Origin of the sequence: Amycolatopsis roodepoortensis (assembly GCF_014873915.1) — a bacterium.
GTDB classification, from domain to species: domain Bacteria; phylum Actinomycetota; class Actinomycetes; order Mycobacteriales; family Pseudonocardiaceae; genus Amycolatopsis; species Amycolatopsis roodepoortensis.
Genome location: NZ_JADBEJ010000001.1, coordinates 859697 through 886337 on the forward strand (window position 1 = coordinate 859697; position 26641 = coordinate 886337).

General features: G+C 69.8%; 22 protein-coding genes. 5 read left to right on the forward strand and 17 right to left on the reverse strand.

Going from position 1 to position 26641, the window contains the following annotated elements; genetic code table 11:
* Nucleotides 1-9 precede the first annotated feature (9 nt).
* Nucleotides 10-336, forward strand: a complete 327-nt coding sequence (locus tag H4W30_RS04165; RefSeq protein WP_192741569.1) for a CU044_2847 family protein — start codon at nt 10-12, stop codon at nt 334-336.
* A 49-nt stretch (nt 337-385) separates the two neighbouring features.
* Here H4W30_RS04165 and H4W30_RS04170 read toward each other — a convergent pair whose 3' ends face one another.
* The 6 genes from H4W30_RS04170 to H4W30_RS04195 form a co-directional block, all read right to left on the reverse strand.
* Nucleotides 386-964 (reverse strand): TetR/AcrR family transcriptional regulator, encoded by a 579-nt coding sequence (locus H4W30_RS04170; RefSeq protein WP_034315955.1) that lies wholly within the window; start codon nt 962-964, stop codon nt 386-388.
* On the reverse strand, nt 961-2856 hold the full coding sequence (locus H4W30_RS04175; RefSeq protein WP_192741570.1) for a YhgE/Pip domain-containing protein: 1896 nt from the start codon (nt 2854-2856) through the stop codon (nt 961-963). The genes H4W30_RS04170 and H4W30_RS04175 overlap by 4 nt, the downstream gene beginning before the upstream one ends.
* Complete coding sequence (locus tag H4W30_RS04180) at nt 2853-3542, reverse strand: ATP-binding cassette domain-containing protein (protein WP_192741571.1); 690 nt, start codon at nt 3540-3542, stop codon at nt 2853-2855. Before H4W30_RS04180 ends, H4W30_RS04175 begins: the two co-directional genes overlap by 4 nt.
* 137 nt (nt 3543-3679) lie before the next feature.
* Nucleotides 3680-4609, reverse strand: a complete 930-nt coding sequence (locus tag H4W30_RS04185; RefSeq protein WP_192741572.1) for a GNAT family N-acetyltransferase — start codon at nt 4607-4609, stop codon at nt 3680-3682.
* Nucleotides 4610-4629: 20 nt separating this feature from the next.
* The gene (locus H4W30_RS04190; RefSeq protein ID WP_192741573.1) at nt 4630-5532 is read right to left on the reverse strand and encodes a GNAT family N-acetyltransferase; all 903 of its coding nucleotides are present in this window, start codon (nt 5530-5532) and stop codon (nt 4630-4632) included.
* Complete coding sequence (locus H4W30_RS04195) at nt 5529-6380, reverse strand: class I SAM-dependent methyltransferase (protein ID WP_192741574.1); 852 nt, start codon at nt 6378-6380, stop codon at nt 5529-5531. Before H4W30_RS04195 ends, H4W30_RS04190 begins: the two co-directional genes overlap by 4 nt.
* 302 nt (nt 6381-6682) lie before the next feature.
* Between H4W30_RS04195 and rpsA the strand changes: the two genes are divergently transcribed.
* Nucleotides 6683-8182, forward strand: coding sequence for a 30S ribosomal protein S1 (gene rpsA, locus H4W30_RS04200; RefSeq protein ID WP_192741575.1), 1500 nt, complete (start codon nt 6683-6685; stop codon nt 8180-8182).
* A 275-nt stretch (nt 8183-8457) separates the two neighbouring features.
* Here the strand turns inward: rpsA and H4W30_RS04205 are convergent, their stop codons facing one another.
* Nucleotides 8458-8691, reverse strand: a complete 234-nt coding sequence (locus H4W30_RS04205; protein WP_192741576.1) for a hypothetical protein — start codon at nt 8689-8691, stop codon at nt 8458-8460.
* Nucleotides 8692-8888: 197 nt separating this feature from the next.
* Here H4W30_RS04205 and coaE point away from each other — a divergent pair, with 197 nt between their 5' ends.
* Nucleotides 8889-10073 (forward strand): dephospho-CoA kinase, encoded by a 1185-nt coding sequence (gene coaE / locus H4W30_RS04210; protein ID WP_192741577.1) that lies wholly within the window; start codon nt 8889-8891, stop codon nt 10071-10073.
* A 3-nt stretch (nt 10074-10076) separates the two neighbouring features.
* On the opposite strand, the gene H4W30_RS04215 is transcribed toward coaE, so the two are convergent.
* The 5 genes from H4W30_RS04215 to H4W30_RS04235 all read right to left on the reverse strand — a co-directional run bounded on the left by H4W30_RS04215 (nt 10077) and on the right by H4W30_RS04235 (nt 15752).
* Nucleotides 10077-10703, reverse strand: coding sequence for a response regulator (locus H4W30_RS04215; RefSeq protein ID WP_192741578.1), 627 nt, complete (start codon nt 10701-10703; stop codon nt 10077-10079).
* Complete coding sequence (locus H4W30_RS04220) at nt 10700-11959, reverse strand: sensor histidine kinase (RefSeq protein ID WP_192741579.1); 1260 nt, start codon at nt 11957-11959, stop codon at nt 10700-10702. The genes H4W30_RS04215 and H4W30_RS04220 overlap by 4 nt, the downstream gene beginning before the upstream one ends.
* Nucleotides 11956-13476 carry an ArnT family glycosyltransferase gene (locus tag H4W30_RS04225; protein WP_192741580.1) on the reverse strand — a complete coding sequence of 507 codons (1521 nt, stop codon included), beginning with the start codon at nt 13474-13476 and terminating at the stop codon, nt 11956-11958. The genes H4W30_RS04220 and H4W30_RS04225 overlap by 4 nt, the downstream gene beginning before the upstream one ends.
* 89 nt (nt 13477-13565) lie before the next feature.
* Complete coding sequence (locus H4W30_RS04230; protein WP_225948760.1) at nt 13566-15092, reverse strand: ArnT family glycosyltransferase; 1527 nt, start codon at nt 15090-15092, stop codon at nt 13566-13568.
* A gap of 144 nt (nt 15093-15236) precedes the next feature.
* On the reverse strand, nt 15237-15752 hold the full coding sequence (locus tag H4W30_RS04235) for a DUF402 domain-containing protein (RefSeq protein WP_192741582.1): 516 nt from the start codon (nt 15750-15752) through the stop codon (nt 15237-15239).
* A 142-nt stretch (nt 15753-15894) separates the two neighbouring features.
* Here H4W30_RS04235 and H4W30_RS04240 point away from each other — a divergent pair, with 142 nt between their 5' ends.
* Both H4W30_RS04240 and uvrB read left to right on the forward strand, forming a co-directional pair.
* A complete protein-coding gene (locus H4W30_RS04240) occupies nt 15895-17157 on the forward strand; it encodes a DUF5685 family protein (protein ID WP_192741583.1) in 1263 nt (420 codons plus the stop codon).
* Between the two features lie 51 nt (nt 17158-17208).
* On the forward strand, nt 17209-19365 hold the full coding sequence (uvrB, locus tag H4W30_RS04245; protein ID WP_318780527.1) for an excinuclease ABC subunit UvrB: 2157 nt from the start codon (nt 17209-17211) through the stop codon (nt 19363-19365).
* A 271-nt stretch (nt 19366-19636) separates the two neighbouring features.
* Here the strand turns inward: uvrB and H4W30_RS04250 are convergent, their stop codons facing one another.
* From H4W30_RS04250 to H4W30_RS04270, 5 genes are all read right to left on the reverse strand, one after another.
* Nucleotides 19637-21046, reverse strand: a complete 1410-nt coding sequence (locus tag H4W30_RS04250) for a S28 family serine protease (RefSeq protein WP_192741584.1) — start codon at nt 21044-21046, stop codon at nt 19637-19639.
* Between the two features lie 69 nt (nt 21047-21115).
* Nucleotides 21116-21892, reverse strand: coding sequence for an enoyl-CoA hydratase/isomerase family protein (locus H4W30_RS04255; RefSeq protein WP_192741585.1), 777 nt, complete (start codon nt 21890-21892; stop codon nt 21116-21118).
* Between the two features lie 42 nt (nt 21893-21934).
* Nucleotides 21935-22357: a hypothetical protein gene (locus H4W30_RS04260; RefSeq protein WP_192741586.1), complete on the reverse strand. Its 423-nt coding sequence runs from the start codon at nt 22355-22357 to the stop codon at nt 21935-21937.
* 257 nt (nt 22358-22614) lie between these two features.
* Nucleotides 22615-23574, reverse strand: coding sequence for an ABC transporter permease (locus H4W30_RS04265; protein WP_192741587.1), 960 nt, complete (start codon nt 23572-23574; stop codon nt 22615-22617).
* Nucleotides 23567-26476, reverse strand: coding sequence for an alpha/beta fold hydrolase (locus H4W30_RS04270; RefSeq protein WP_192741588.1), 2910 nt, complete (start codon nt 26474-26476; stop codon nt 23567-23569). The genes H4W30_RS04265 and H4W30_RS04270 overlap by 8 nt, the downstream gene beginning before the upstream one ends.
* Nucleotides 26477-26641 lie beyond the last annotated feature (165 nt).

Sequence of the window (26641 nt, forward strand, 5' to 3'; positions counted from 1 at the left end):
GGAGCATCGGTGAACGACCTGGCGCGGTTCCCCCTCGAAGGCGGCGGTTCGGTGGTCGTCGAGATCGACCCGGTCCCCGGCACCTCCCGGGTCTCCCGGCGTGACGACCTGGTCGACGACGCCAAGGGGTCCTTCGAAGCGGCGCTCGCGAACGTCAAGGACGCGGCGGTGGCGGCACTGGACACCTTCCGGTCGATGACCAGGGGACCGGACGAGGTCGAGCTCAAGTTCGGCGTCAAGCTGACCGCGCAGGCGGGCGCGGTCATCGCGAAAACGGGCCTGGAGGGGAACTTCGAGGTCAAGCTGAAGTGGGCCCGAAACACCGAAGACGCGTGAGTTACGCCCCCGATCACGCGAGTTACGCGTCCGATCACGCGAGTTACGCCTAGCGGCCGAGGCCCCGGATCAGCACCATCACCGATTCCCGCACATCGGCCCGGGTCCGCTTCGGCTGGAACACCTGCCAGTCGAGGGCGACCACCAGCATCGTGCCGAACAACCCGGCCGCCGCCGTCGGGATCTGGACGCCGTCGGGCAGCCGCCCGGCGGCGTCCAGCCGGTGGAGCTGTTCGCGCACGATCGAGATGATCTCCTCGCGCAGCAGGGTGAGCGTCTCGTGCCAGGTGCCGGGCGTGCGCCACATCTCGCTCACCAGGATCTGCGAGAAACCGGGGTATTCGGCGATGAACTCCAGCGCACCGTCCACTTGCGACTCGATGACGTCCATCGGGTCGCCGTCGCCGGTGGCGGCGCGCAGGCGGTCCGCGAGCACGCCGACGCCGTAGCGGAGCAGTGCGTCGACAAGACCGTCCTTGCTGCCGAAGTTGTAGTAGACGGTGCCCTTCGCGACCTTCGCCTCGGCCGCGATGTCGTCCACCGTCAGGCCGACGAGGCCGCGGCTGGCGGACAGCCGCAGCGTCGCCTCGAACAGCTTCTGCTTCGTCGCCTCACCCCGGGGACTCACAACGCGAGCTCGGGTTTCAGTGCCGAAACCGTCCACGTGCGCCGTTTCCGCGCCGCCAGCGTCGAGACCAGGATCCCGCCGACGAGATACGCGACCAGGACGCCGATGTCCCCGAGGATCTCCATCGAGGCGCCACTGTAGAGCAGATGCCGGAACCCGTCGATCGCGTAACCCATCGGCAGCACGATGTGCAGCGGGTACAACGCGTCCGGGATGGTCTGCCACGGGAACGTGCCGCCCGCGCTCACCAGCTGAAGCACCAGCAGCACCAGGCCGAGGAACTTCCCGACCGCGCCGAAGAACGCGTTGAGCGCGTGCACCACGGACGTGAAAGTCAGCGACACCAGCACCGCGAACCCGATCGCGCCGAGCGGATGCGCGACGTCGATGCCGACCAGCCAGGTCACCGCGCCGAACAGCACGATCACCTGTGCGATCCCGAGCAGCGCCGAGGACAGCCAGCCGCCGAGCGCGACCTTGAACGGCGACGCGCCGGCGGTCAGCGCGCGGGTCGAGAGCGGGCGCAGCAACAGGAACAGCACGAACGCGCCGATCCAGGTCGCGAGCGAGATGAAGAACGGGGCGAGACCGGCGCCGTAGGTCCCGGCCGAGGCGACGCCGGAGGAGTTGACCGCCACCGGGTCGGCGATGGTGTTGGCGGTCGCCGCGCGGGTCGGGTCGTCCGGGTTCGGGATCTCCTTGAGCCCGGCGGCGAGCCCGTCGCGCAGCTGCACCGAACCGTCGGCGAGCTGGTTCGTGCCGGTGACCGCGGACTTCTCGCCGTCGTTGAGCTTCGCGGCACCGTCGCGGATCTGGTTCGACGCGTCGGCGGCCTGCGCGATGCCGCTGGTGAGCTGCGGCGTGGCCGAGGCCAGCTGGTGCGCGCCGTCGGACACCTGCCGCGCGCCGGAGGCGAGCTGGGCGAGCTGGCTGTTCGCGCCCTGGATCTTCGTGTTCGCCTGGTCGACCGGCGACCGGAGGGTGTCGAGGCGGCTCAGGATCTCCTGCACCTTCGCTTCGGGGACTTCGGCGGCGCGCAGGTCCTGTGCGAGCTGGGTGCGGTAACCGTCGAGTTTGGCCTGGATGTCCCCGGACGCCGTCGCCGCGAGCGAGGCGGCGTCGGCGACCTTCTGGTTCCCGTCGGCGACCTGGCCGGCGCCGTCGGCGAGCTTCTGCGTCTGCGCGGGGAGCTGGGCGGTACTGGATTTCAGGGTGCCGAGCCCGGTCGCCAGCTGGGAGCTGCCGGAGGCGAGCTGGGAGGCGCCGTCCGCCAGTTGCTGCTGTCCCGACTTGAGCTTGCCCGCGCCGTCGGCGAGCTGTGAAGCGCCGGTCGACGCCTCCTGGATCTTGCCGTAGATCGTGGAGAAACCGACCAGGAACTTGTCCGCGGCCTCGCTGCCGACCTTCTCCGCGATCGTCTTGCGGACCTGTTCGGCCACCTGTTTCGCGATGGTCCCGGACAGATAGTTGTTCGCGTCGTTGGTGGTCAGCGTGATCGTCGCCTGCTGGGGCTGGAAGTTGCCCGAGGACAGCAGCGCGGTGGAGAAGTCGCGCGGGATGCCGATCGCGAACGAGTACTTGTCGTCGCGGACGCCCTTCGCCGCCTCCTCCGGCGACACCTCGTGCCACTGGAAGGTGCCGGACTTGACCAGTTCGTCGGTGACCTCGCGGCCGACGTTGCGCTCCGCGCCTGCCGAGTCCTTCGCGCCGGTGTCGGCGGTGAAGACGGCGGCGGGCAGCTTGTCCAGACGCGAGTACGGGTCGTAGTTCGCGTAGAGGTAGAAGGACGCGTAGAGCAGCGGCACCAGGACGAGCGCGGCCATGGCGAGCTTCGGCAGGGTGCCGCTGCTCAGCCGGCGCAGCTCGTTGGCGGCGATCCGGACGGGGTTCATTCCTGGTCTCCTGAAGTCTTTTCGAGCTCCGCGGTTTCGGCGGGCCCGGGCTCGACGGGCGCGCAGCGCACGGGGTCGGGCTGGTCGAGGGCGCCGCAGAGGGCGGGTTTCTCCGGCAGGGCCGAAACCGGGGTGGTGGCGGTCAGCACGATGACGGCGAGGCCGCGTTCGGCGTGTTCGCGGGCGAGTTTCGCCCAGCTGTCGACGTCACTGGTGTGCCGGTCGGGGGTGTCGAGCACGAGGACGCCGACCCCCTTGCGGGCCGCGGCCAGCGCGGTGAGCAGCCGCGTGCGCGTCACCGGTTCGAGGTTCTCGAAGCGGGTGGTGGCGTATGCGGCGGCGTCGTGTTCGGCCAGCCAGCTCGCGACGGCGGCCTTGTTCGCCGGGCGCTTCGCCAGTTCGAGTTCCTCACCGACGACGACCTGTAGCGACAACGCGCCGTCCGGCTCGCTCACGCCGGGGGCGTCGACGATCGCGACGACCTGGCGCGGGTCGCCGCCCTCGACGGTCACCGTCCCGGTGGCGGGCTTCAGCCTGCCCGCCAGCGCCAGCCCGAAGGCGGTGACGCCGACCCCTGGCTCGCCGTGCACGATCGCCAGCTCACCGCCCGAAACGGTGAGCGAGGTAGGCGACAGCAACGTGCCGTGGGGTCCGGTCACGGACACCCTGTCGGCTTGAACCCGCACGAAGAACTCCCAGGTCGGTGACTCGCGAAACTTGAACTGACTGGTCAGTTCAAAAGTTAGCCCTGACCTGGGAGGGATACAACCGTGGGGGGCTCATGTCACACGCAAGAGTGACGAAACCACCGCAAACCGGACGGCTAACGCAGGGCCGAAGCCGGATGGACCTCCCAGGACGTCCACAGTGGACGATAACCCTGGCGGTGCCAGAACACCGAAGAAAGCGGGTTGGTCGGGTTGTAGTAGAGGTACGTGCCGTCCGCGCCGCCCGCGGCGAACTCCTCGTGCACCGCCGCCATCAGTGTGCGGCCGAGGCCGCTCCCGCGCAGGGCGGGCACGGTGACGACGTTGTTGACGTAACCCCAGCGGCCGTGGGGGAGGAGCTCGGCCTCGGCCGAACCCGGCGACGAGGTGATCCAGGCGCCGTGCGCGAACGCGGCGACGCGGGCGTCCAGTTCGGCCAGCCACAGCAGCGGCCGGTCCTTGTCGAGGGCGAGTTCCAGTGCCGGGGCGAGCAGTTCGGCGGCGTTCGGGCGGTACCGGGTGGCGACCTGGCCGATGTAGTCGTGCGTCGACACGGCCAGCGCGAGCAGGGTGTCGAAGTCTTCGTGCCGGGCCCGGCGGACGGTCACGCCGTCGGCGCCCGGATCGCCGCGACGGCGCCCGGTGCGCACGGCGAGCGCGGACATCGGCACCAGCCCGTGGTCGAGGAAGGCGCGGATCGCCTCGGCGTCCCGGCTCGGCCAGTTGATCACGCAGGCCGAGTCCTCGCCGGGGGTTTCGGCGTCCACCCGCGTCCGCCACGCGCGCAGCAGCACGTCCATGCCCTCGGTGCCGGTGTCGCCGACGAAGGGGAACAGCTGCCGGGCGTCGGCGGCCGACCAGAGCAGGGTGACGTCGTCCGGGCCGTGCAGCTGACGTTGCACCACGCCGGTGACCTGGACGCCGGCCGCCGTGGCGGCGTCCACGCGCTCGCCGCCGACCGGGGGCGGCGCGGCTTCGGGCAGGAGCCGGTCGATCGCCGCGAACCGGGCGCGGTGCGCGTCGAGCAACGTCTTCTCGATTTCCATCCCGTCCCCCGGATCGACCGCTACCGCAGGGCCGCGGCGGGACTGGCGGCCCACGTCGTCCACAGTGGACGATAACCCTGCCGGTGCCAGAACGCCGGGGAAAGCGGATTGGCCGGATTGTACGAGACGAAGGTGCCGCGCAGCGACGGCGAGAACAGTTCGTCGTGCGCGACGGCGGTCAGCGCGCGCCCGATCCCGCGGCCCCGCGCGGCCGCGGTCACCGCGAGCGTGCCGACATAGCCCCACTCGCCCGGCGGCAGCCGCCCGGCGAGCGCGTCACCGGGGATCGGGGAGCGCTTCCCCGTGGTCACGATCCCCACCGTGACGCCTTCCTCTTCGGCGATCCAGACGCGGCCGCCGAACTGCAGGCCACGCCGGACCTCTTCCGCGAGCAGTGCCTCGGCCCCCGGCCGGACGACACCGTGGCCGACCAGCGAGGTGTAACGGAGTTCTTCCAAGCGCAGGCTGACGATCTCTTCGAGGTCGCCGTGTGCCGACGCGCGGATCGTCACGCCGGGTACGGAGTACTCCTCGCCGGCGGCGGGCGCGCGGACGGCCAGCGCCAGTTGCGGCGCGAGCCCGTGGTCGAGCAGCGCCCGTGACACCGCGACGTCACGGCTGGGCCAGGTGACCGTGCACGACGAATCGGGTTCGGCGTCGGCGAGCGCGATCCGCTCGCGCCAGGCGGAGAGCAGCGCGCTCATCCCCGCGCCGGCGTCGATTGGGAGGATCGCGGAGAGCATCTGCAGATGGGCAGGGCTCCAGAGCCGTTGCCAGGAACCGGCCGCGAACCGCACGTGCGTGATCGTCCCGAAGGCGCCGCCCGCCTCGACGGGTTCACCGGCCGGGAGCGGGGGAGGCGGCGGAAGCATCGGGTCGAGTGCGGCGAACCGCGCCCGCTGCCGCTCCGCCGCCGGGGTCATCCCCGCTGGGTGCAGAAGATCGCCGTGCCGGGGAAGAGCTTGCCGCGCAACGGGCTCCACTGGCCCCACGTGCGGGAGTGGCCCTCCGGCCAGGCGGGCTCGATGAGGTCGGTCAGCGCGAACCCGGAGTCGGCGAGCGCGCGGACGTAGTCGCCGAGGGTGCGGTGGTACTCGACGTAGGTCGCGACGCCTTCTTCGTCGACCTCGACGTACGGCGTCCGGTCGAAATACGGCTGGGTGACGGTGAGCCCCTGCGGGCCGGGGTCGTCGGGGAAGATCCAGCGCATCGGATGGGTTACCGAGAACACCCAGCGGCCACCCGGCCGGAGGACCCGGTGCACTTCGGCGAACACGGCGTCCACCGACGCCACGAACGGGACCGCGCCGAAGGCCGAGCACGCCGCGTCGAAACTCGCGCCGGCGAACGGGAGCGACTCCGCCGTCGCCTGCACGAGCGGGACGGGAGTGCCGGTCCGCTCGTTGCCTTCCTTCGCGTGCCGGAGCATGCCGCCCGACAGATCGGTCGCCACCGCGTCGGCGCCCTGCGCGGCGAGCCAGCGCGAGCAGGCCGCCTGTCCGCAGCCGACCTCGAGGATCCGCTTGCCGCCGACTTCACCCAGAAGCGCGACGTCGGCCTCTCGGACGCCCTCCGGGCACCAGACGAAGTCCGCATCGCCGAGGAAGCCGCCGTGGGTCGCCTGGTAGTCGTCGGCGTCGGCGTCCCACCACGCCAGGTTGGCGGCGGTGGCCTCCGGCGCCGAGACCGCCCGATAGGCGACCCCCGCGGTGCCGAGCCGCTCCTCGGCCTCTGCGTGCCGTTCGGGCTCGGTGACGGACTGCTGGCTCAAACCGATATCCTTTCCCCAGGTCAGGGCTTCGCGGGACAGTTTATCCGCCCGCCGTGATCGTGGGGGCGACCCTGATTGTGCCGTGTACAGGGGGCCGCGTAGGATATCTGTTAGCGCAGTGGGTTCGCGCTACTCTTTCCCCCGGTTCGCTCAGCGTCCGGGTCAGGGGGTCGCGTACCGGATGCGGTGATGCTCGCGGTCGTTCCCTGTGGACGTTTGCTTATGCGGTCGCCTCATGTCGGAAGCCCATGGCGCCCTAACTGCAAACCCACTACTTCCCATCCACCGGAGCAACCCGCCTAATGACGACCGACACCGCCACCGCCCCGACCGCCCCCGCCGGGCCCCAGCAAGTCGCTATCAACGACATCGGGTCGGAGGAAGACTTCCTCGCTGCGATCGACAAGACGATCAAGTACTTCAACGATGGCGACATCGTCGAAGGAACCATCGTCAAGGTCGACCGTGACGAGGTCCTGCTCGACATCGGCTACAAGACCGAGGGTGTCATCCCCTCGCGCGAGCTCTCCATCAAGCACGATGTCGACCCGGCTGAGGTTGTCACCGTCGGCGATGAGGTCGAAGCCCTGGTCCTCCAGAAGGAGGACAAGGAAGGCCGTCTGATCCTGTCCAAGAAGCGTGCGCAGTACGAGCGCGCCTGGGGCACGATCGAGGAGCTCAAGGAGAAGGACGAGCCCGTCAAGGGCACCGTCATCGAGGTCGTCAAGGGCGGCCTCATCCTGGACATCGGCCTCCGCGGCTTCCTGCCCGCGTCGCTGGTCGAGATGCGCCGCGTGCGCGACCTGCAGCCGTACGTCGGCCGCGAGCTCGAGGCGAAGATCATCGAGCTGGACAAGAACCGCAACAACGTGGTCCTGTCCCGCCGCGCCTACCTGGAGCAGACCCAGTCCGAGGTGCGCAGCGAGTTCCTCAACGCGCTCGCCAAGGGCCAGGTCCGCAAGGGTGTCGTGTCGTCCATCGTCAACTTCGGTGCCTTCGTGGACCTGGGTGGCGTCGACGGCCTGGTGCACGTCTCCGAGCTGTCCTGGAAGCACATCGACCACCCGTCCGAGGTCGTCGAGGTCGGCCAGGAGGTCACGGTCGAGGTTCTGGACGTCGACATGGACCGCGAGCGCGTCTCGCTGTCGCTGAAGGCGACCCAGGAAGACCCGTGGCGTCAGTTCGCCCGCACCCACGCGATCGGCCAGATCGTGCCGGGCAAGGTCACCAAGCTCGTCCCGTTCGGTGCGTTCGTGCGCGTCGAGGAGGGCATCGAGGGCCTGGTGCACATCTCCGAGCTGGCCGAGCGCCACGTGGAGATCCCGGAGCAGGTCGTCCAGGTCAACGGCGACGTGATGGTCAAGGTCATCGACATCGACCTCGAGCGTCGTCGCATCTCGCTGTCGCTGAAGCAGGCGAACGAGGGCGTCACGCCGGAGACCGAGTTCGACCCCACCCAGTACGGCATGGCCGCCGAGTACGACGCCGAGGGCAACTACATCTACCCCGAAGGCTTCGACCCGGACACCCAGGAGTGGCAGGAAGGCTTCGACAAGCAGCGTGAGGAGTGGGAGCGTCAGTACGCCGAGGCTCACACCCGCTACGAGGCTCACATGAAGCAGGTCCAGAAGGCCGCCGAGGCCGACGCCGAGGCCGCCGCGGACGCCGCGACCGGTGTCACCTCGAGCGACTCGGGCGAGCAGAGCTACACCTCCGCTCCGGCCGAGGCCAAGAGCGGTGGCACGCTCGCCAGCGACGAGCAGCTCGCGGCTCTCCGCGAGAAGCTGTCGGGCGGCGCGTGATCCAGGCGCTCAGCCAGTAGCTGAAAGACAGCGGCCCCGGTCCACTTCGGACCGGGGCCGCTGTCTTTGTCCGCATCCAGAGGACTAAACGCGGTGGAGGGCAGGCGTGGCGGTGCCGCATCGCCCAGGTCGCCAGCTCCCGCTGAACTCGCCCTCTTCGGGTCGGCCTCGGCGTCGCGAAAGCCACTTTCGAGACATCTGGTGTCCTGAAAGTGGCTTTCGCGACGCACGTATCCCCCGCATTCAGAGGACTAAATGCGGGGGAGGGAAGAGCGTCAGGAGGTGGCGGTCCGGACGGACGGGACCGAGGGCACCCAAATGCGTTCGAGCGCCGCGGCGCGTGCCTTGCGGCGGAGTCCGGCGAAGCTGTGCTTGGCCGGAACGAGGAGCGCGCTCAGCCACGTGCGCCGGTATTCGGCGAGGGCTTCGGCCACGGGACGATGGAGGACACAGTGCACCAGGCCCGGCGTTCCGAGCCGGTGCCTTCCGACGTGCTTACCGTCTGCCATCTTTCCTCCGTGTGGGCTACCTTCGCCGCGCACGGTACGCAATCAAGCCTTCGAAGACCGGTAACCGCCCGGCGTGTCACCCATAAAGGTTGAGTCTCGCGTCACGATGAACTTGCCTTTTGCAGCTGTCTGTGCCGGAAGTGCGCGTCCCGTGACCCTGCGCGGTCGGCCCGGCTCGCGGCACTAGGCTGCTCGGCATGCTGCGTGTGGGCCTGACCGGCGGGATCGGCGCCGGAAAATCGACGGTGGCGAACCGGCTTTCCGAGCACGGCGCCATCCTCATCGACTCCGACAAGATCGCCAGGGAGGTCGTCGAGCCGGGGACACCAGGGCTCGCGGAACTCGTCGAGGCGTTCGGGGAGGACATCCTCGCCGCCGACGGCGCGCTGGACCGGGCGGCGCTCGCCGCCAAGGCGTTCGCCGGCGAAGAGTCCCGCAAGCGGCTGAACTCGATCGTCCATCCGAGGGTCGGCGCCAGGACGGCCGAGCTGATGGCGGCCGCCCCGCCGGACGCGATCATCGTCCACGACATCCCGCTGCTGGTCGAAGGCGGTCTCGCGCCGATGTACCACCTCGTCGTCATGGTCGACGCGCCGGAGGAGGTTCGGGTCCGCCGCCTGGTCGAGGCGCGGGGGATGGCCGAGGACGACGCGCGCGCCAGGATCAAGGCACAGGCCACGACCGATCAGCGCCGGGCGGTGGCCGACGTCTGGTTCGACAACAGCGGGGCGCCCGACATCGTGCTCGCCGAGGTCGACGCGCTGTGGGCGGACAGGCTGACCCCGTTCGAGGCGAACGTGCGGCTCCGCAAGCCGCGCGCGCCGATGTCGCCGAAGATCGCGCCGTACGACGAGACCTGGCCCGTGCAGGCCGAGCGGGCGCTCGCCCGCATTCGCGTGGTGGTGGGTGACGCCGCCGTGCGGGTCGATCACATCGGTTCGACGTCCGTGCCTGGCCTGCCGGCCAAGGACATCCTCGACCTCCAGCTGACCGTGTCCACTTTGGACAAGGCCGACGAGCTGGCCGACGCCCTCTCCGACGCGGGGTTCCCGCGGGCGGAGGGGGAGTGGTACGACGACGCGCACGGTGAGGAGGGCACCTGGCCCAAGCGGTTCCACTTCGGCGGCGACCCCCGCCGTCCGGTCAACCTGCACGTCCGCTCCCAGGAGACGCCGGCCTGGCGGCTCGCGCTGCTGTTCCCGGAATGGCTGCGGCGGAACCCGGACGAGCGCGACGCCTACGCGGCGGTCAAGAACGCCATGGCCGCGAAGCACGCCGGCGATGGAACGGTCGAGCAGTACACCGACGAAAAACAGATCTGGGTCGACGCGGCTTTCACCCGTGCCGACGCGTGGGCGGACTCGACCGGCTGGACCCCGTAGGCCTCAGCCGCCGAGCAGTCCCCGCGCGAAGGCGGTCGCGACGGCGGCCGCGCGATCCTTCACCCCGAGCTTGGCGTACGCGTGCACGAGGTGCGTCTTCACCGTGGCCTCGCTGATGAACAGCAGCTTCGCGGCCTCCTTGTTGGTCGACCCGCGCGAGATCAGGGTGAGGACTTCGAGCTCCCGCTTGCTCAATGGCTCCGGCGTGGGTGCGCGCATCCTGCCGAGGATCAGGTCGGCGACGGCGGGGGAGAGCACCGCCTCGCCGCGCGCCGTCGCCCGGACCGCGCGGAAGAGCTCCTCGCGCGGAGCGTCCTTGAGCAGATAGCCGGTCGCGCCCGCTTCGATCGCCGGGATGACGTCGGTGTCGGTGTCGTAGGTCGTCAGCACGAGGATCCGCGCGGGATTGCCGAGCTTCGCCAGCGTCGCGATCGCGGCGACCCCGCCGGAACCCGGCATCCGCAGATCCATCAGCACGACGTCCGGGCGGAGTTTCTCCGTCAGCGCGACGGCCTCGTCACCGGACGACGCCTCTCCGAGCACCTCGAATCCTTGATCCGCGGTGAAGATGCCGCGCAACCCGTCACGGACGATGGGATGGTCGTCGGCGATCAGCAGCGTGATCGTCATACCCTGGCCTCCAGCGCGATCGCGGGCAGATCGGCCGACACGGCCGTCCCGGCGCCCGGCTCGGATTCGACGTGCAGTGTCCCCGCCAGCCTGGCGACGCGGGCCCGCATCCCGGGAATGCCGAAACCACCTTCGCCCGCCGTATCCGGTTCGAAGCCCTTCCCGTCGTCCCGGACGTCGACGGTCACCTGATCGCCCATGTAGGACAACGTGAGCCCCACGATCGTGGCGGCGGCGTGCTTCTCGACGTTGGCCAGCGCCTCCTGCGTGATCCGCAGCAGTGTCGCCTCGATCTCGGGATGCAGCGCCCGCGTGGTCCCGGTGGTGGTGAACCGGACCTCGACACCGGTCCGGCCGCTCCATCGCCGGGAGACCTCGCCGAGCGCGTCCGGCAGGGTCGCGGCGGCCAGTGGCTGCGGGCCGAGCGCCCGCACCGAACGCCGGGCGGCGGTCAGGTTCTCCCGCGCCAGGGCCATCGCGGACCCGACGTGCCGCTGCCATTCCGCGGCATCGCCCTTCGCCTCGGCGGCCGCCTCCAGCTGGGTGATGATCCCGGTGAAGCCCTGGGCGAGCGTGTCGTGGATTTCCTGGCTCAACCGCTGACGCTCGTCGAGGACGCCGGTTTCGTGCGCCTGGCTCAGCAGTTGCCGTTGCAGCACCGCGTTCTCTTCCTGGGCGGCGGCTAGTTCGTCCAGCACGCGCTTGCGCTCCGCGTGCTGCCGCGCCATCGCGGTCGAGACGAGCCCGCCTCCGCCGACGGCGGCCGTCTGCACCAGCGTGACCACGATCCACAGCGCGGGCTGATCGGCGAACGCCCGCAGCGGGCCGCCGTTGGGGATCGTGTTGATCAGCGCGGAGACCACGAAGATCCCGGCCAGCGCGAGCGGGGCGGGCCGCAGGCGCATCGCGTCGAAGAACCCGGTGATCATGAAGATGAGGAAGATCGTGTCGTGCGCTTCGAGCACGGCGGCGATCGTGACCAGTCCGGCGAAGGACACGGCGACCACGGCCGGATGATCTTCCCAGCGTTTCGGTATCAGCGTGGAACCGAGCAGGAGCCAACCTGCCGCGATCCCGGCCAGCCCCAGGGTGGGCAGCGGGTCGTGGCCGGAGAGCACGAGACTGAGCACCGTGCTGAGCGCCAGCAGCGCGTACGGCAGATACCTTTCGATCCGGCCGCCCCACGGGCGCCACAGTGACCCGCCGTCGTCAGCAGACGGCCACAGCGAGTCCTGCCACCGGATCCAGCTGGTCATACCCGGAATTCTCGCAGGCCCGGCCACGCCGTGGCCCAGGTTTCGGTATGGCCGGTGACCAGCCAGATCGGCATTCCCCGGCTCACGTTGCGGACGCCGGCGGCGTTGTCCACGCGGGAGACGATCCGGGCGTCGGTGAACGAACGGAGCAGGCGCGCCGGATCCGGCCCGACGAACAGGACACTGTCCGCGGTCTCGGGCGGATGCCCGAAGTACCAGAAGCCCCGGCTGGGGCTGTACACGGCGGGGAGCCCGTAGTCGGCGCCGTACCGGTCCAGCGCTCCGGCCTGCCAGTACCCGGCCGTGACGAGCGTGGTGCGCGCCCGCTGCTCCGGCGGGAGGCGGTGATAGGCGTCCGCGACGGAACGCGCGAGGTCGGGCCAGCCGATCTCCTCCAGCGCGTACGCCGGGCGCGGGACGTCCCGGCCTTCCGCAAGCCAGGCGGACGGCCACACCGGAAGCGCGTACGGGAGCGTGTACAGCGCGGAAAGCAGGAACACCGGCCAGGTGGGGATCCACCGGAACCAGCGGGATGGCCTCAACTGTCCGAAGTGGACGGCGGCGCCCGCCCACAGGACACCGAACATGCCCGCCGCGTAGTAGTACCGGCCGTTCGACAGGATGAACAGCGCGATCACCCCGACCGCGGTCCAGCCGAGGAACCGGTACTCGCGCAGCCTGGCCGAGAACAGCAGGACCCAGAGTCCATAAAGGACACCGACGACGCCGATGCCGAGCCCGGCGCCGGTCAGCAGGGCGGGCAGGAACCCGGCGCGGCCGCTCCAGCCGCCGGTGGTCTCGTGCGCGATGACGTCGCCCATCTCCAGTTGCGGCCAGCCGTTCGCGGCCTGCCACCAGAGCGTCGGCACCATCGAGAGGGCGGCGATCCCGGCGCCGAGCCAGAGTTTGGGCCTGCGCAAGAGATCCCGGGGCCCGAAGACCAGGATCGCGACCCCGGCGGCGATCCAGAACGTCGCGATCAGGAGCTTGACGTTCAGCGCGACGGCGGTCGCCACGCCCAGCCACAGCAGCAGGTTGTCGTCGCGGGTCCGCATCCACCGCACGAGCAGCCACGCCATGAGCGTCCACAGCGCCGGGTCGATCGTCGAGGTGGCCAGGTAGTGCCCGCTGCCGAGGAACTGCCCGCAGATCGCGTACGCCGCGGCGGCGCGGGTCTGCGCCCGGCGGTCCCCGCCCATCTCGTAGGCGACGAGCCCGGTGAACACCACACCGGCGGCCGTCGCGAGGACGGCGGGCAGGCGGAAGACGAAGACGTTTCCCGGCGCGAGCGTGTCCATGGCCAGCGCCAGTGCCGGGAGCACCGGCGGCTGGTCGGCGTACCCCCAGGCCAGCCGCTTGCCCGCGGAGAGGAAGTACAGTTCGTCGCCGAAGTAGCCGTACCGCCACGCCGTCGCCATCAGGACCGCCGCGGCCGCGGCGGCGAGGAGCCCCACCGGGAGCCGGGCGAACGCCGCACTGGACACGGTCGGTGTTTCGGCCGCGGGGGCGGCTTCCATCCATTCCTCGCAGATCCCTCGGGTGCCGGTCCTCTCGCACCTTACGTGCCACCGGCGTGGCTCGTCGGGCGTGAGAGGACCGGTGAGGCTCAGAAGCCCCAGTCCGTGAGTTTCGGCCACACCGTGTCCCAGCTCCCGTTCCGGCCGGTGGCCAGCCAGATCTTCATGCCCTGACTCACGTTCTGGATCCCGGCGCGGTTGTCGAGGGCGCCGACCTCACGCACCTGCGTGAAGTACGGCACAAGCCCCGAAGGATCGTTCCCGACGAACAGGATGTCCCGTGCCGATTCCGGCGGCCTCGGCAGCGTCACGTAGCCGCGGTTGGGGCTCGACGGCGACGGGAGCCCGAGCTCCGGTCCATAGTGGTCGATGGCACTCGCCTGCCAGTACTTCGCCGCGATGATGCCCGTACGGGCTGGATCGGGAACCGCCCGGTACGCCTGTGCCACCGACTCCGTGATCTCCCGCCAGCCGATCTCTTCGGTCGCGAAGATCGGCCGAACCCACAGCGGAGCGCTCGCCAGCTGCGCACGCGGGAGGATCGGAAGTGCCTGCGGGATCGCGATCACCGCGGCCAGGAGGAACACCGGCCAGGTGGCGATCCAGCGCCAGTACTTCGACGCCTGGCCCGCCTCGATCTCCACCGCCGCCGCGGCGAACAGCGGGGCGAACATCCCGGCCGCGTAGTAGTAGCGCCCGTTCGCCAGCAGGAACAGGGCGAGGACGCCGAGCGCGGTCCAGCCGAGGAACCGGTACGGCCGCAGGCGTTCGGATCGCAGCAGGCGCCACAGTCCATAGCAGACCAGGATCGCGCCCACCGGTACTCCGGCGCTCAGCACCAGCGTCGGGACGAAGGTGACCCGTCCGCCCCAGCCCGCCGAGACCTCCTGGGAGATCGCGGCGCCCATGGTCAGTTGCGGCCAGCCGTTCGCCGCCTGCCAGACGAGGGTGGGCGCGATCATCGCGACGGCGATCAGCGCGCCGAGCCACAGCGCCGGGCGGCGGATGAGGTCACGGGGCCCGAACGCCAGCGCCGCGGCCAGCACGACGACCCAGAAGCCCCCGACGAGGAACTTCGTGTTCAGGGCGAAGCCGGTCACCACGCCGGCCCAGACCAGGAGCTTGTCCGCACGGGTCCGGACCCAGCGGACGAGCAGCCAGATCAGCAGCGCCCACAGGAACGGGTCGATCGTGCTGGTCGCCAGATAGTGCCCGCCGCCGAGCATCTGGATGGACACCGCGAACGTCGCCGCCGCGATCGTCTGCGCTCTGCGGCCGCCGCCCAGTTCCCTGGCGATGAGCGCCGTCAGCACGACGCCCGCCACCATCGCGAGCATCGCCGGGATCCGCAGGACGAACGGTGAATCCGCGCCGAACCCGTCCATCAGGCGGGCGAGCAACGGCAGCAACGGCGGCTGGTCGGCATACCCCCAGTCCAGATGCCGTCCGGCCGCCAGGAAGTACAACTCGTCACCGAAGTAGCCGTAGCGATCGGCCGTCGCCGCGAGGACCGCCGCCATCGCCCCGGCGATCACCAGCACCGGTGTCCTGGCGAACGACGCGACCTCCCCGCGTTCTCGTCCATCGGACCGTTCCCGCAGTCCCTCGGCCTCCATGACCACGGGTATCCGCCCCCTCTCGATCGGTTACGCCCTTGATCGAGAGTCCCGCGGCGCCGCCCTTCCGGGGATCCATCGGCCGGTCAGGATCGGCTCATCCAAGGGATGAGCCAGGATCAACCGATCGATGGATGCGGGGGATCAGTGCCGTCGCCAGCCGAGCGTGATGTCCTTTGTGGACAGCCAGCCGCGCAGGTCGTGGCCGTGCGTCGCCAGCCCGTCGACGGTCGTGTGGCTGATGCCGAGCGCGCGTTCGCCGTCGGCGGGGGAGAGCAGCCCGGCGGTGACCGCGGCGAGGAGTTCGTCGGCGTCGATCACCTGTACGGATTTCTTGTCCCGCAGGACGAGGTCGAGATAGAGGTCGGTGGCCACCCAGACACCGTCCTCGCGGCGGATGTCGACGACGTCGAGGTAGAAGTCCTGATCGCGTTCGTGGCCTGGCGTGAACCAGAAATCGGTGATCCGCAGGCCGAGATCCGGCAGCAACCAGGATTCGATGTAGTGGAACTGCGCCCGCCCCGGGGTCGGCCGCGCCATGTAGAGGCCGAAAGGCTCCTCGCGGTATTCCTCGACGTCCCTCACGATGCCCTTGGGGTCCGTGTTGGTCTTCGCGGCAGGGTCGAAGTACTCGACCTTGGGCGGATGCAGCGCGGTCATCCGCCCATCTTGGAAGGCGGCGCCGCCCGCGACCACCGCCCAACCGGGTGGACGATCACGGTTTGCCGGTTCCGGGGGAGTAGCGCCGCCCGGCCGGATAAGGTGCGCTGGTTCCGCCAGAGGGGTGAGTGGGAGTCGACGCATGTTCGGGATCATCAGGCCGTGCCGCCACCGGCTTTCCGCGGGTCTGCACGCGGACTGGCTCGCCCATCTCTGCGGACTTTGCCTGGCATTGCGGGACGAACACGGACATCTCGCCCGAATGGTGACGAACTATGACGGACTAATCATCTCGGCGCTCGTCGAAGCCCAGTCGCCGCGCGCGGAAGGCCGCCGTGACGCGGGCCCTTGCCCGCTTCGGGCGATGAAGGGGACGTCGGTCGCGAAGGGCGGCGGTGCCCAGCTCGCGGCGGCGGTCTCCCTCGTGCTGGCGTCGGCCAAGATCAGTGACCACGTCGAGGACCGCGACGGCGCCTTCGCGCGGCGTTCCGTCGCGCTGGCCGCCAGGCGGGTCGCGACGCGCTGGGCGGACCAGGGAAGTGCCACGGGAATCCGGGTCGGCTTCGACACGGCCGTCCTGACCGAGGCGGTCGACCGGCAGGCCGAGATCGAAACCGCCGTCCGCCTCGGGGATTCGGCCGTCCTCGCCACCGAACCCGCCGAACTGGCGACGGCGGCCGCGTTCGCGCACACCGCCGTACTGGCGGGCCGCCCGGAGAACGCGGCGCCGCTGGCCGAGGCCGGACGCCTGTTCGGCCGGGCCGCGCATCTGCTCGACGCCGTCGAGGACCTCGCGGAGGACGAGGCCGCCGGCGCGTGGAACCCGCTGACGGCCACCGGGACCGGGCTCGCCGAGGCCCGGCGGTTGTGCGACGACGCCGTGCTCGGTGTCGAACTCGCCCTGCGCGAGGTGAAGTTCGATCAGCCCAAGCTGGTGCACGTGCTGCTGGTCCACGAACTGCGGCAGGCGGTGCGGCGCGCCTTCGGGCATGGCCACGGCCCGCAGCAGCCGCCGCCGGGCTGGATCGGGCCCGGGCCTCAGCCGCAACAGCATCCCCACCAGCCTCACCCGCCCCACCAGTACCCGCAGGGCGGCTATCAGCCTCCGCCTCCGCCGGCGGGCGCTCCCGGTGGCGGAGGGCCGCCGCAGAAGCCGCCGAAGAAGAGGGGCAAGCACAGCGGCGGCGCACCGATCGACGGCCAGGGCGGCGGCTGCTGGGTCCCGAAGTTCCGGGTCCCGCCGAAACCGAGGAACTTCTTCTTCGGCTGCGCCGTGGCGACCTACATGTGCTGTTCGTGCCAGTTCTGCTGCCGCGATCCCTTCCCCGGCCCGTGGAGCGGCCAACCCAACGGCAGCTGTGACTGCGACTGTGACTGCTGTTCCTGCTGTGACTGTTCCTGCTGATCCGACCAGGCGAAACGGAAACTGTCGGACCCAGCGCCTACTCTGGTTCTCGTGGCTTTCGCAACCGAACACCCCGTGCTCGCCCAGTCGGACTTCCGCCCCGTCACGGCCATCCCCCGGACCGGCGGCCGGTTCGAGGTGGTCAGCGACTACAAACCCGCCGGTGACCAGCCGGCGGCCATCGACGAGCTCGAACGCCGGATCAAGGCGGGCGAGAAGGACGTCGTGCTGCTCGGCGCCACGGGTACCGGCAAGTCGGCGACGACGGCCTGGCTGATCGAGCGCGTCCAGCGTCCGACGCTGGTGATGGCCCCGAACAAGACGCTCGCCGCGCAGCTGGCGAACGAGCTGAGGGAGCTGTTCCCGCACAACGCGGTCGAATACTTCGTCAGCTACTACGACTACTACCAGCCCGAGGCGTACATCGCGCAGACGGACACCTACATCGAGAAGGACTCGTCGATCAACGACGACGTCGAGCGGCTGCGGCACTCGGCGACGATGAACCTGCTGTCCCGGCGCGACGTCATCGTGGTCGCGAGTGTCTCGTGCATCTACGGTCTGGGCACCCCGCAGTCGTATCTCGACCGGTCGACGAAGCTGAAGGTCGGCGAGCAACTCGACCGGGACGTCTTCCTCCGCGCGCTGGTGGACGTGCAGTACACCCGTAACGACATCGCCTTCGCGCGCGGCACCTTCCGCGCCCGCGGAGACACGGTCGAGATCATCCCGGCGTACGAGGAGCTGGCCATCCGCGTCGAGTTCTTCGGCGACGAGATCGAAAAGCTCTACTACCTGCACCCGCTCACCGGCGACATCGTCAAGGAGGTCGACGAGGTCCGCATCTTCCCGGCCACCCACTACGTGGCGGGTCCGGAGCGGATGGAGAAGGCCATCCGCGGTATCGAGGCCGAGCTCGAGGAGCGGCTGGCCGAGCTGGAGAAGCAGGGCAAGCTGCTCGAGGCCCAGCGGCTGCGGATGCGCACCGCCTACGACATCGAGATGATGCGCCAGGTCGGGTTCTGCTCCGGCATCGAGAACTACTCGCGGCATATCGACGGCCGGGGCGCCGGCTCCGCGCCCGCGACCCTCATCGACTACTTCCCGGAAGACTTCCTGCTGGTCATCGACGAGTCGCACCAGACGGTCCCGCAGATCGGCGGCATGTTCGAAGGCGACATGTCGCGGAAGCGGAACCTGGTCGACTTCGGGTTCCGGCTGCCCAGCGCGGTCGACAACCGGCCGCTGACCTGGGAGGAGTTCACCGACCGGATCGGACAGACGGTCTACCTGTCGGCGACTCCGGGGCCGTACGAGATGGGACAGGCGGGCGGCGAGTTCGTCGAGCAGGTCATCCGGCCGACCGGCCTGGTCGACCCGAAGGTGGTCGTGAAGCCCACCGAGGGCCAGATCGACGACCTGGTGCACGAGATCCGCGAGCGGGCCGAGAAGGACGAGCGCGTCCTCGTCACCACGCTCACCAAGAAGATGGCCGAGGACCTCACCGACTACCTGCTGGAGCTGGGCATCCGGGTGCGGTACCTGCACTCCGAGGTGGACACGCTGCGCCGGGTCGAGCTGCTGCGGCAGCTGCGCGCGGGCGATTACGACGTGCTGGTCGGCATCAACCTGCTCCGTGAGGGTCTCGACCTGCCCGAGGTCTCGCTGGTCGCGATCCTCGACGCGGACAAGGAGGGCTTCCTCCGCAGTGGCACGTCGCTGATCCAGACGATCGGCCGCGCCGCCCGAAACGTGTCGGGCGAGGTGCACATGTACGCGGACAAGATCACCGACTCGATGCAGCACGCCATCGACGAGACCGATCGCCGCCGTGCCAAGCAGGTCGCGTACAACAAGGAGCGCGGCGTCGACCCGCAGCCCCTGCGGAAGAAGATCGCCGACATCCTGGACCGCGTCTACAGCGAGGCCGAGGACACGGAGTCCGTCGCCGTCGGCGGTTCGGGCCGGAACTCGTCGCGCGGCAAGAAGCCCGAGCAGGGTGACCGCGTGCGCAGCTCCGGGATGCTCGCGGACAAGGACGTCGCCGGGATGCCGCGCGCCGAGCTGGCGGATCTCATCCAGCAGATGACCGACCAGATGATGCAGGCCGCGCGCGACCTGCAGTTCGAGCTGGCCGCCCGGCTGCGGGACGAGGTCGCGGACCTCAAGAAGGAGCTCCGGGGCATGGACGCCGCCGGCATCAAGTAGCCGCACGGCCTCGCGGGCGGTAAGGGCGGCTCTAACCGTCCTTGCCGCTCACGAGGCCCAGCTCCGGCGATGTCTCGTGACTGACCGGACGACACGCGTGATCCGGCGGACGACACGCGTGATCCGGCGGACGACACGCGTGATCCGGCGGACGACACGCGTGACTGGATGGACGGCGCGACCGCGGCCGGGTTCGGCCACGTGTCGTCCGTCTGATCACGCGTGTCGTCCGTTCAATCACGCGTGTCGTCCACCGGATCACGACGGCGGGTCAGAGGCGACGCCGCTCCAGCATGGTCAGGTCGGCGTCGAAGTCCGGGAATCCGGCGGGCGCCGAACGCGTGCTGACTCCCGGCGAGACCGGAGGCAGACCCGCCCACCGCCGCACGGTGTTCGTCGCTTCGGCGGCCTGGGGCGCCGGAAGCTGCGAGATCCGGGCGCCGTGGTTCCCGCCCGGCACCGTGTAGCTGTAGGAGTCCTTCGTGCCGAAGCCGAGCTTGAACGGCTCCGCGCTCCACGGATCGTTCTCGCCGTTGACGAACATCAGCCGCTTCCCCTGGGACTTCACCCAGAAGTCGATGTCCGGCATCGCCAGATGGTCGAACCGCGGGATCTCGACCGAATCCGGCACGAACGTCCGTGACACGTTGGAGCCCGGGTAGCGCAGCAGATCCCGCAGATAGCCTTCGTAGGACTCGGGGGCGCCGAGCTGGTAAGCCGCCTGGAAGTAGTACGGGACGTAGACCTCGAGGTTCTGGTCGGAGTAGGTGTTGAGGCTCTCGACGCGTTCGAACCAGGCATAGATCTCCGCCGCGGGGGCACCCGCCTTCGGGATCGTCGCGCAGTCCGACTGCCGCTGGTACTGCCAGAAGGCGAAGTACGAGTCGATCACGGAGATCTCCAGCGACACGTCCGCCGAGCCGACGGTCTTGAACGTGTAGCCGTTCTTCGCCGCGTCGGCGGCGGCGAGCGCCGCGAACTCCGGACGCCGGGTCAGCACGTCACGCTGGATCGCCTTCAGCGCCGAACGGCAGGCCGGATCGTCGCCGACGTTCGCCAGGAACCGGTTGTAGCGGTCATGCGAATTGATGACGTCGTTGGGCGCGACGTACGGGATCGTCGCGTCGACGTCGTCCGGGAAAAACCTACGGAAGTAGGTCGCCGTCATACCGCCCTTGCTGCCGCCGGTCGCGAGCCACTTGCCCGGATAGATCCGCTTGAACGCCTCGACGGCGCGGTGCTGGTCGGCGGCGGCCTGCCAGATCGTCAGCTGCTTGCCCCAGTCCGGGTGGTCCGGCCGCGAGGGCGTGAAGAACCGGTACTCCATGGACAGCTGGTTGCCGTCGACGATCTGTGTCGGCTCCGAGCGGTTGGGCGATTGCGAGACGTTGTACCCGCTCGTGTACACCACGGTCGGCGACCGGAATTCCTTGTGCAGCAACGTGAACCGCTGCTGGAAAGTGCCGCGGTCCGGCCTGCGGTGGTCGACGGGCTGGGTGTAGGCGAGTTTGAAGAACCGGTATCCGGTCGGCGCCGGGTTCTCCGAGACGACGGTCAGCCCGGGGACCCGCCCGAGTGCTTCCTCGATGTCGCCTGGTGCCGCCTGCGCGGCCGGGGCGAGCCCGGCCAAGGCGAGAACGGTGATCGCCAGAACCGGCCACGCGGCCGTGAGCTTCCGCATCCATGCCCTCCCCATCGGGACCTGTTGAGCTGTCGGATACTCACAGAGTCACCGCCGGTGGGCAATCGCCTATCCGGTCGAGCCGCCGCGCAGCACCCGGTCGACGTAGGCCTTGATCGCCGCGGTGGCTTCGGGCGAACTCCACAGTTCGAGGACGTGCGCGTCGTCACCGGTGCGGTGTTCGGCGATCCGCTCGTGGAACGGCCGGTGCAGCTGCGCCTTCGTGTGCGCGTACGCGGCCGCCGGGATCTCGGCGAGCTTCCTGGCCACTTCCACCGCCCGCCCGACGACGTTCTCGGGCGCGGTCACCTCGTTCACCAGGCCGAGCCGGAGCGCGTCCGCGGGCAGGTGGGTCTCGCCGAGGAAGGCGAGTTCGGCGAGGACGTCGGCCCCGAACCCGGACCGCAGGATCTCCAGCGCCGCCAACGGGAACGGCACGCCGACGAGCAGCTCGGTGATCCCGATCCGGCCGGGGCCGTCGGCGAGGACACGGCGGTCGCAGGCGGCGGCGAGCACCGCCCCGCCGGCGATCGCGTGCCCGTTGACGGCCGCGACCACCGGGCCAGGGAAGCCGAAGACCGAGAGGAACGCGTCCGACAGCGCGGGCAGGAAGTCCTCGAGGTAGTCCGCGCCGCCGTCGTGCACTCGCCGCAGGTCGACACCCGCCGAGAAGATGCCGCCGGTGCCGGTCAGCACGATCCCGCGACAATCGCTCAGCTGCACGTCTTCGAGCCGGAGGGTCAATTCCTGGCAGAATTCGGTGTCGAGGGTGTTCGCCTTACCGTGCTGGAGGGTGACGACGGCGATCCCGCCTTCGTCGTCCACGCGGATCGAAGAGGTGGCCATGGCCCGACCGTACCCGAGCCCGCGCGGATCTACAGTGGACCGCTAGTCCCTCAGCTGCACGGTGACCGTCGGGCTGAAGGACCGCTTGCGGTTCCAGCCGGTCTCGGCGCCGATGCTGAGCTGAATGGCGCGGTCGGCGGGCGCCCAATAGCCGGTACGCACGAAGTAGGCGTCCATCGAACACAGCCTGGCGCAGGACTTGCGGTTGCAGATCGTCTCCCAGCCCCACTGCCTGCCGCTCTCCTCGACGCCGTTGCGCCGGACGAAGAGATGTGGATTGCCGATCTCACGGCAGTAGGCGCTGCCCTCGGAGATGTAGAGGACCCCGTCGATCTTGTAGAACCGATTGTTGTCGAGAAGCGTCACCTGGCCCGAGACGGCGAATCCGACCCGGCCGCCCTTGCCGGTGCTCATGGTCCAATCAAGAGAGAATTCCTGGACCGGGGTCTCGACTGACTGGGTCATGGTGACATCCCCGCTTTCCGCTCGCGTCGGCACCTTTCCACTGAAGATAAGGATTTCCCGGAGGGGTCCGAAGATGAATTCGAGGTTTTCACCCAATGAGTCGATGATCGGAAAATCGATGTTCTCATGCGCATGAAACACCGGTTACCGGCGCTAATGGGTGAAGGTCGCCACGGCCAGTGAAAACCGGGGCCCACCAGGGAAGAGGATTTCGTCTTCCCGGTGGACCCCGGTGATTTTCCGGTACGGAATCGCTCTCAGCTGGTGATGTCCTTCGTCGCGAACCGGCGGCCCGCCAGAAGGAAGAACACCGTGCCGTACAACGCCGCGGACAGCATGCCGTTGGCCATGTTCGTCCAGTCGATGTCGGTCGAGATCAGATCCATCCACGAGAACGCGAAATGCGTCGGAAGGTAGTCCCGCAACCCCTCCAGTGCTGTGATCTGGTCGAGGATCTGCGAAACGATCGCGACGATCACCGCCCCGCCGACGGCGCCCAGCGGGGCGTCGGTGGCGACCGAGAGCAGCATCGCCAGACCGGCCACCCATGCCAGCTGCAGGATGATGTACACCGTCGCGAGCCCCATGGCGATGAGGCTGTCGCCGAACGACACCGCGTCACCGGTCGGGCTGATCGCGTCGCCCGCGCCGTACCAGATGACGCCGACCACCAGTGAGACCAGCGGCAACAGGATCAGCGCGACCGCGGAGAGGATGCCGGAGACGATCGCCTTCTGCCGCAGCACCCGATGCCGGGGGATCGGCATCGCGAGCAGGTACTTCAGGCTCGACCACGACGCCTCGCTCGCGATCGTGTCGCCGTAGAACAACGCCACGATCATCGGGAGCAGGAACGTCCCGGACACGAACAGCGCGAGCACCACGAAGTTCGGCGCGCTCGCGGTGGCGAGGTCGACGAAGCCGCCGCTGCGACGGTTCGGGTTGGCCTGCCCGATCTCGAACGCGATCACCAGGATGAACGGCAGCAGCGCGACGAAGCCCAGCATCAGCTGGGTTCGCCGCCGTTTGAGCTGCCGCTTAAGTTCGACGCCGAGCCGCAGCGTCCGGTCGGCGCGGTAACCCGCCACCGCGCCGTCGGGGCCGACCTCGGTCGGTTCGTGCGACGCGACCTCGGTCAGCTCCAGCAGGGCCGCCGGATCGGTGTGCACGCCGTGATCCGCCCGGGTCGCCGGGCCGGAACCATTGGTCTTACTCACCCTTCGAGTCCTCTCCGACCAGCTGCAGGAACGCGTCTTCCAGACGGCGCCGCGGCCCGGCCTGCTCGACCGCGACCCCGGCCCGCACCAGGGCGGCGACCGCCTCGGCGCGCGCGAGACCGTCGAGATCCGCGTGGACGAGTTCGCCGTCGACGTCGACGCCGGAAACACCGCCGACCTTCCGCAGCGCTTCGGCCGCTTCGGCGGGCTTGTCGACGCGGAACGTCGCCTCGCCGCTGGACGCGGCCAGTTCGCCGACCTCACCCGAGGCGACCAGCATGCCGCGGTGCATCACGACCACGTGCGTACAGGTCTGCTCGACCTCGGCCAGCAGGTGGCTCGAGACCACCACGGTGCGCCCGGTCGCCGCGTAGCGCTGGAGCACCTCGCGCATCTGGTGGATCTGTGGCGGGTCGAGCCCGTTGGTCGGTTCGTCGAGCACCATGAGCTCCGGCAGGCCGAGCATCGCCTGTGCGATCGCGAGCCGTTGCCGCATGCCCTGGCTGTAGGTGCGGACCCGCCGGTTCACCGCGTCGCCGAGCCCGGCGATCTCCAGCGCCTCGGCGAAATGCGCCTTGTCCCTCGGGCGGCCCGTGCTCGCCCAGTACAGCTCCAGGTTCTCCTTGCCGGACAGGTGCGGCAGGAAGCCCGAACCCTCCACAAAGGACCCGATCCGGGACAGCACCGGCGCGCCGGGCGCGATCAGGTGGCCGAACACGCGGATGGTGCCCGCGGTCGGCGTGATGAGCCCCATCAGCATGCGCAGGGTGGTCGTCTTGCCCGCGCCGTTCGGCCCGAGCAGGCCGAGCACCTGACCGGGTTCGACGCGGAACGACAGATCCTTCACCGCGACGAACCCGCCCGCGTAGGCCTTGCGCAGACCTTCGATCACCAGCGGCGTCTTCGCCAGGCTCTCGTCGACGTCGTGGGCGCGGCGGCGGCGGAAGGCGGCGATCACGGTGATCGCGATACCCGCGAGCAGCGTTCCGGCGATCCCGAGCAGCTGCGCGGTGGGCGCGCCCGCGCCGACCGAGTTGCCGGGGACGACCGGCACGCCGAGCCGTCCGCCGTCCGCCAGCCCGATGCGGAACACGGCGGGCTCGACCGGCGTCGCGAACGCCTGGTCCGTCGTGGCGACGACCAGCCGCAGCGTGTGCCCTGCTTCCAGCGGCCGCACAATGCCCGGCAGTGTCACGGTCACCTCGACCGGGCTGCCGTCGGCGGGCAGGCCCGAGACGCGGAAGGGGGCGACGGCGTTGGCCGGAAGCGTGCGGACACCTTCCGAGTTGACGTCGTAGAGCTTCGCGAACAGGACGGCTTCTTTTTGCGGAGCCGCGGCGGACGGATCGGCCGAGACCTGGAGCCGGACCGTCGACGAACCGGCCACGATCGTCTGCGCGTCGAGCGGCGGCGTCGCGAACTGCGCGGCCTGCCCCGGCGGGTCCAGGCTGAACAGTCCGGAAAGGCGGGACGAACCCGCCACCGCTCCGTTCAGGCCGGGGATCCCGCTCACCGCGGCGGGGTTGCCGCCGGCGGGGCGCACGACCGGCTGGGCCGGGCCCGCCAGGGTGAACTGGCGTCGTTCCGTGGCGTCGCCGGTCGCTCCCGGGTACGCCGGTGCGGTGACGGTCCGGACCGAGGGGGCGCCGTTCGCCCGCAGCGTGCCCTGGATGTCGTAACTGAACCCGGTGCCGGGATCGGTGCCCTGCCCGGTGAGGGAGAACTTGAGGAAGTCGGCGATCTGCGCGCGCAGCTTCTGCCCGGGCTTCCCGCCGTCGTGGCCGCCGGTGTACCAGATCGTGTGGACCTTGCCGCCCGCCGCGGTGATCTGCCGCGCGGTCGCGTCGGACTGGTCCAACCCGAACAGCGTGTCGCTTTCGCCCTGCACCAGCAGGGTCGGCACGGTGATCTTGTCCGTCACCGACGCGGGGGAGACCCGGCGGAGCAGTTCGACGGTCTTCTGGCTCGCCTTCCCCGTGGTGGCGAGCTCGGTGTAGGCCTGGCAGACATCGGCGGTGAACCGTCCACAAGGGTCGGCCGGGCCCGCCGGTGGCCGCTGCCCGTTCTGGCCGCCGAGCGGCAGTGACTGCGCCGCGGCCCCCGCTCCGCCCGTGCCCTGTGCAGCACCGGATTCGCTCGTCTCGTCACCCGCTTCGGGCGCGTCGTTGGCGGGGGAGCCGCTCTGCGCCGCGCCGGAACCGGCGGAGAAGAAGATGCCCGCCCACGACTTCTTGAAGACGCCGTCGGCGGTGAACGCGCCGGCGGCGGGGGTCGTGGCGTGCGGCGCGGCCGGGGCGGCGGCGTTCGGGAAGAGGCCTTGCGCGAGATCGTTGTAGGTGATCACCGGCGCGATCGCGTCGACCCGTTTGTCGGTCCCGGCGAGCAGCAGGGAAAGCGCGCCACCGTACGAAGCGCCGGACACGGCGACCTTCGGGTCGCCGTTCTCGCTGAGGACCTCGGGCCGCGCGGCCAGGGTGTCGATCAGCTTCTTGGCGTCGGCGACCTCGCGGTCGGGGTCGTTCAGCGCGATCTTCCCGGTGCTGCGGCCGAAACCGCGCGCGGACCAGGTCAGCACGACGAAACCCTTGTCGGCGAGTTCGCGGGCCTCGGCGGCGACACTGTTCTTGTCACCGCCGAAACCGTGGGCGAGCAGGACGGCCGGAGCCGGGGTCTGTTCGGGCAGGTACGTGGTCGTGTCGATCTTCACGACCTCGGACGAGCCCGGGGTTTCGGGCAGGTCGAGGGTCGCGTCCTGGGTTTCGACCGCGGACGGCGCGGGTTCGCTGTTCGTCCACACGACGGCCGCGGCGGCCAGGACCACCACGACCGCGGCGAGCGCGGTGAGCTTCGCGCCTCGCGTGCGAGGGAGCGGGATTCGGGGCACGGAACGACCGTATTTCACCGAAGCTGAGAACCGCTTCCCCGGCACACACGGACCACACAAGCGTGACGTTAGGCCGCCACCGGAACGGGTACCCGAAGAGGGAGAAGATGCGGGTGTGACGGGAGTTACGCCATCTTCTTGGTGACAAGGGCAACCTTAACTGGCGTCATGCGTACAGACAGG

Excerpts from the sequence above, each read along its gene's own strand:
- H4W30_RS04175 (WP_192741570.1), bottom strand. The coding sequence starts at position 2,856 with ATGAACCCCGTCCGGATCGCCGCCAACGAGCTGCGCCGGCTGAGCAGC.
- H4W30_RS04185 (WP_192741572.1), bottom strand. The coding sequence starts at position 4,609 with ATGGAAATCGAGAAGACGTTGCTCGACGCGCACCGCGCCCGGTTCGCG.
- H4W30_RS04190 (WP_192741573.1), bottom strand. The coding sequence starts at position 5,532 with ATGACCCCGGCGGCGGAGCGGCAGCGGGCGCGGTTCGCCGCACTCGAC.
- rpsA (WP_192741575.1), top strand. The coding sequence starts at position 6,683 with ATGACGACCGACACCGCCACCGCCCCGACCGCCCCCGCCGGGCCCCAG.
- H4W30_RS04205 (WP_192741576.1), bottom strand. The coding sequence starts at position 8,691 with ATGGCAGACGGTAAGCACGTCGGAAGGCACCGGCTCGGAACGCCGGGC.
- coaE (WP_192741577.1), top strand. The coding sequence starts at position 8,889 with ATGCTGCGTGTGGGCCTGACCGGCGGGATCGGCGCCGGAAAATCGACG.
- H4W30_RS04215 (WP_192741578.1), bottom strand. The coding sequence starts at position 10,703 with ATGACGATCACGCTGCTGATCGCCGACGACCATCCCATCGTCCGTGAC.
- H4W30_RS04220 (WP_192741579.1), bottom strand. The coding sequence starts at position 11,959 with ATGACCAGCTGGATCCGGTGGCAGGACTCGCTGTGGCCGTCTGCTGAC.
- H4W30_RS04225 (WP_192741580.1), bottom strand. The coding sequence starts at position 13,476 with ATGGAAGCCGCCCCCGCGGCCGAAACACCGACCGTGTCCAGTGCGGCG.
- H4W30_RS04230 (WP_225948760.1), bottom strand. The coding sequence starts at position 15,092 with ATGGAGGCCGAGGGACTGCGGGAACGGTCCGATGGACGAGAACGCGGG.
- H4W30_RS04235 (WP_192741582.1), bottom strand. The coding sequence starts at position 15,752 with ATGACCGCGCTGCATCCGCCCAAGGTCGAGTACTTCGACCCTGCCGCG.
- H4W30_RS04240 (WP_192741583.1), top strand. The coding sequence starts at position 15,895 with ATGTTCGGGATCATCAGGCCGTGCCGCCACCGGCTTTCCGCGGGTCTG.
- H4W30_RS04250 (WP_192741584.1), bottom strand. The coding sequence starts at position 21,046 with ATGCGGAAGCTCACGGCCGCGTGGCCGGTTCTGGCGATCACCGTTCTC.
- H4W30_RS04255 (WP_192741585.1), bottom strand. The coding sequence starts at position 21,892 with ATGGCCACCTCTTCGATCCGCGTGGACGACGAAGGCGGGATCGCCGTC.
- H4W30_RS04260 (WP_192741586.1), bottom strand. The coding sequence starts at position 22,357 with ATGACCCAGTCAGTCGAGACCCCGGTCCAGGAATTCTCTCTTGATTGG.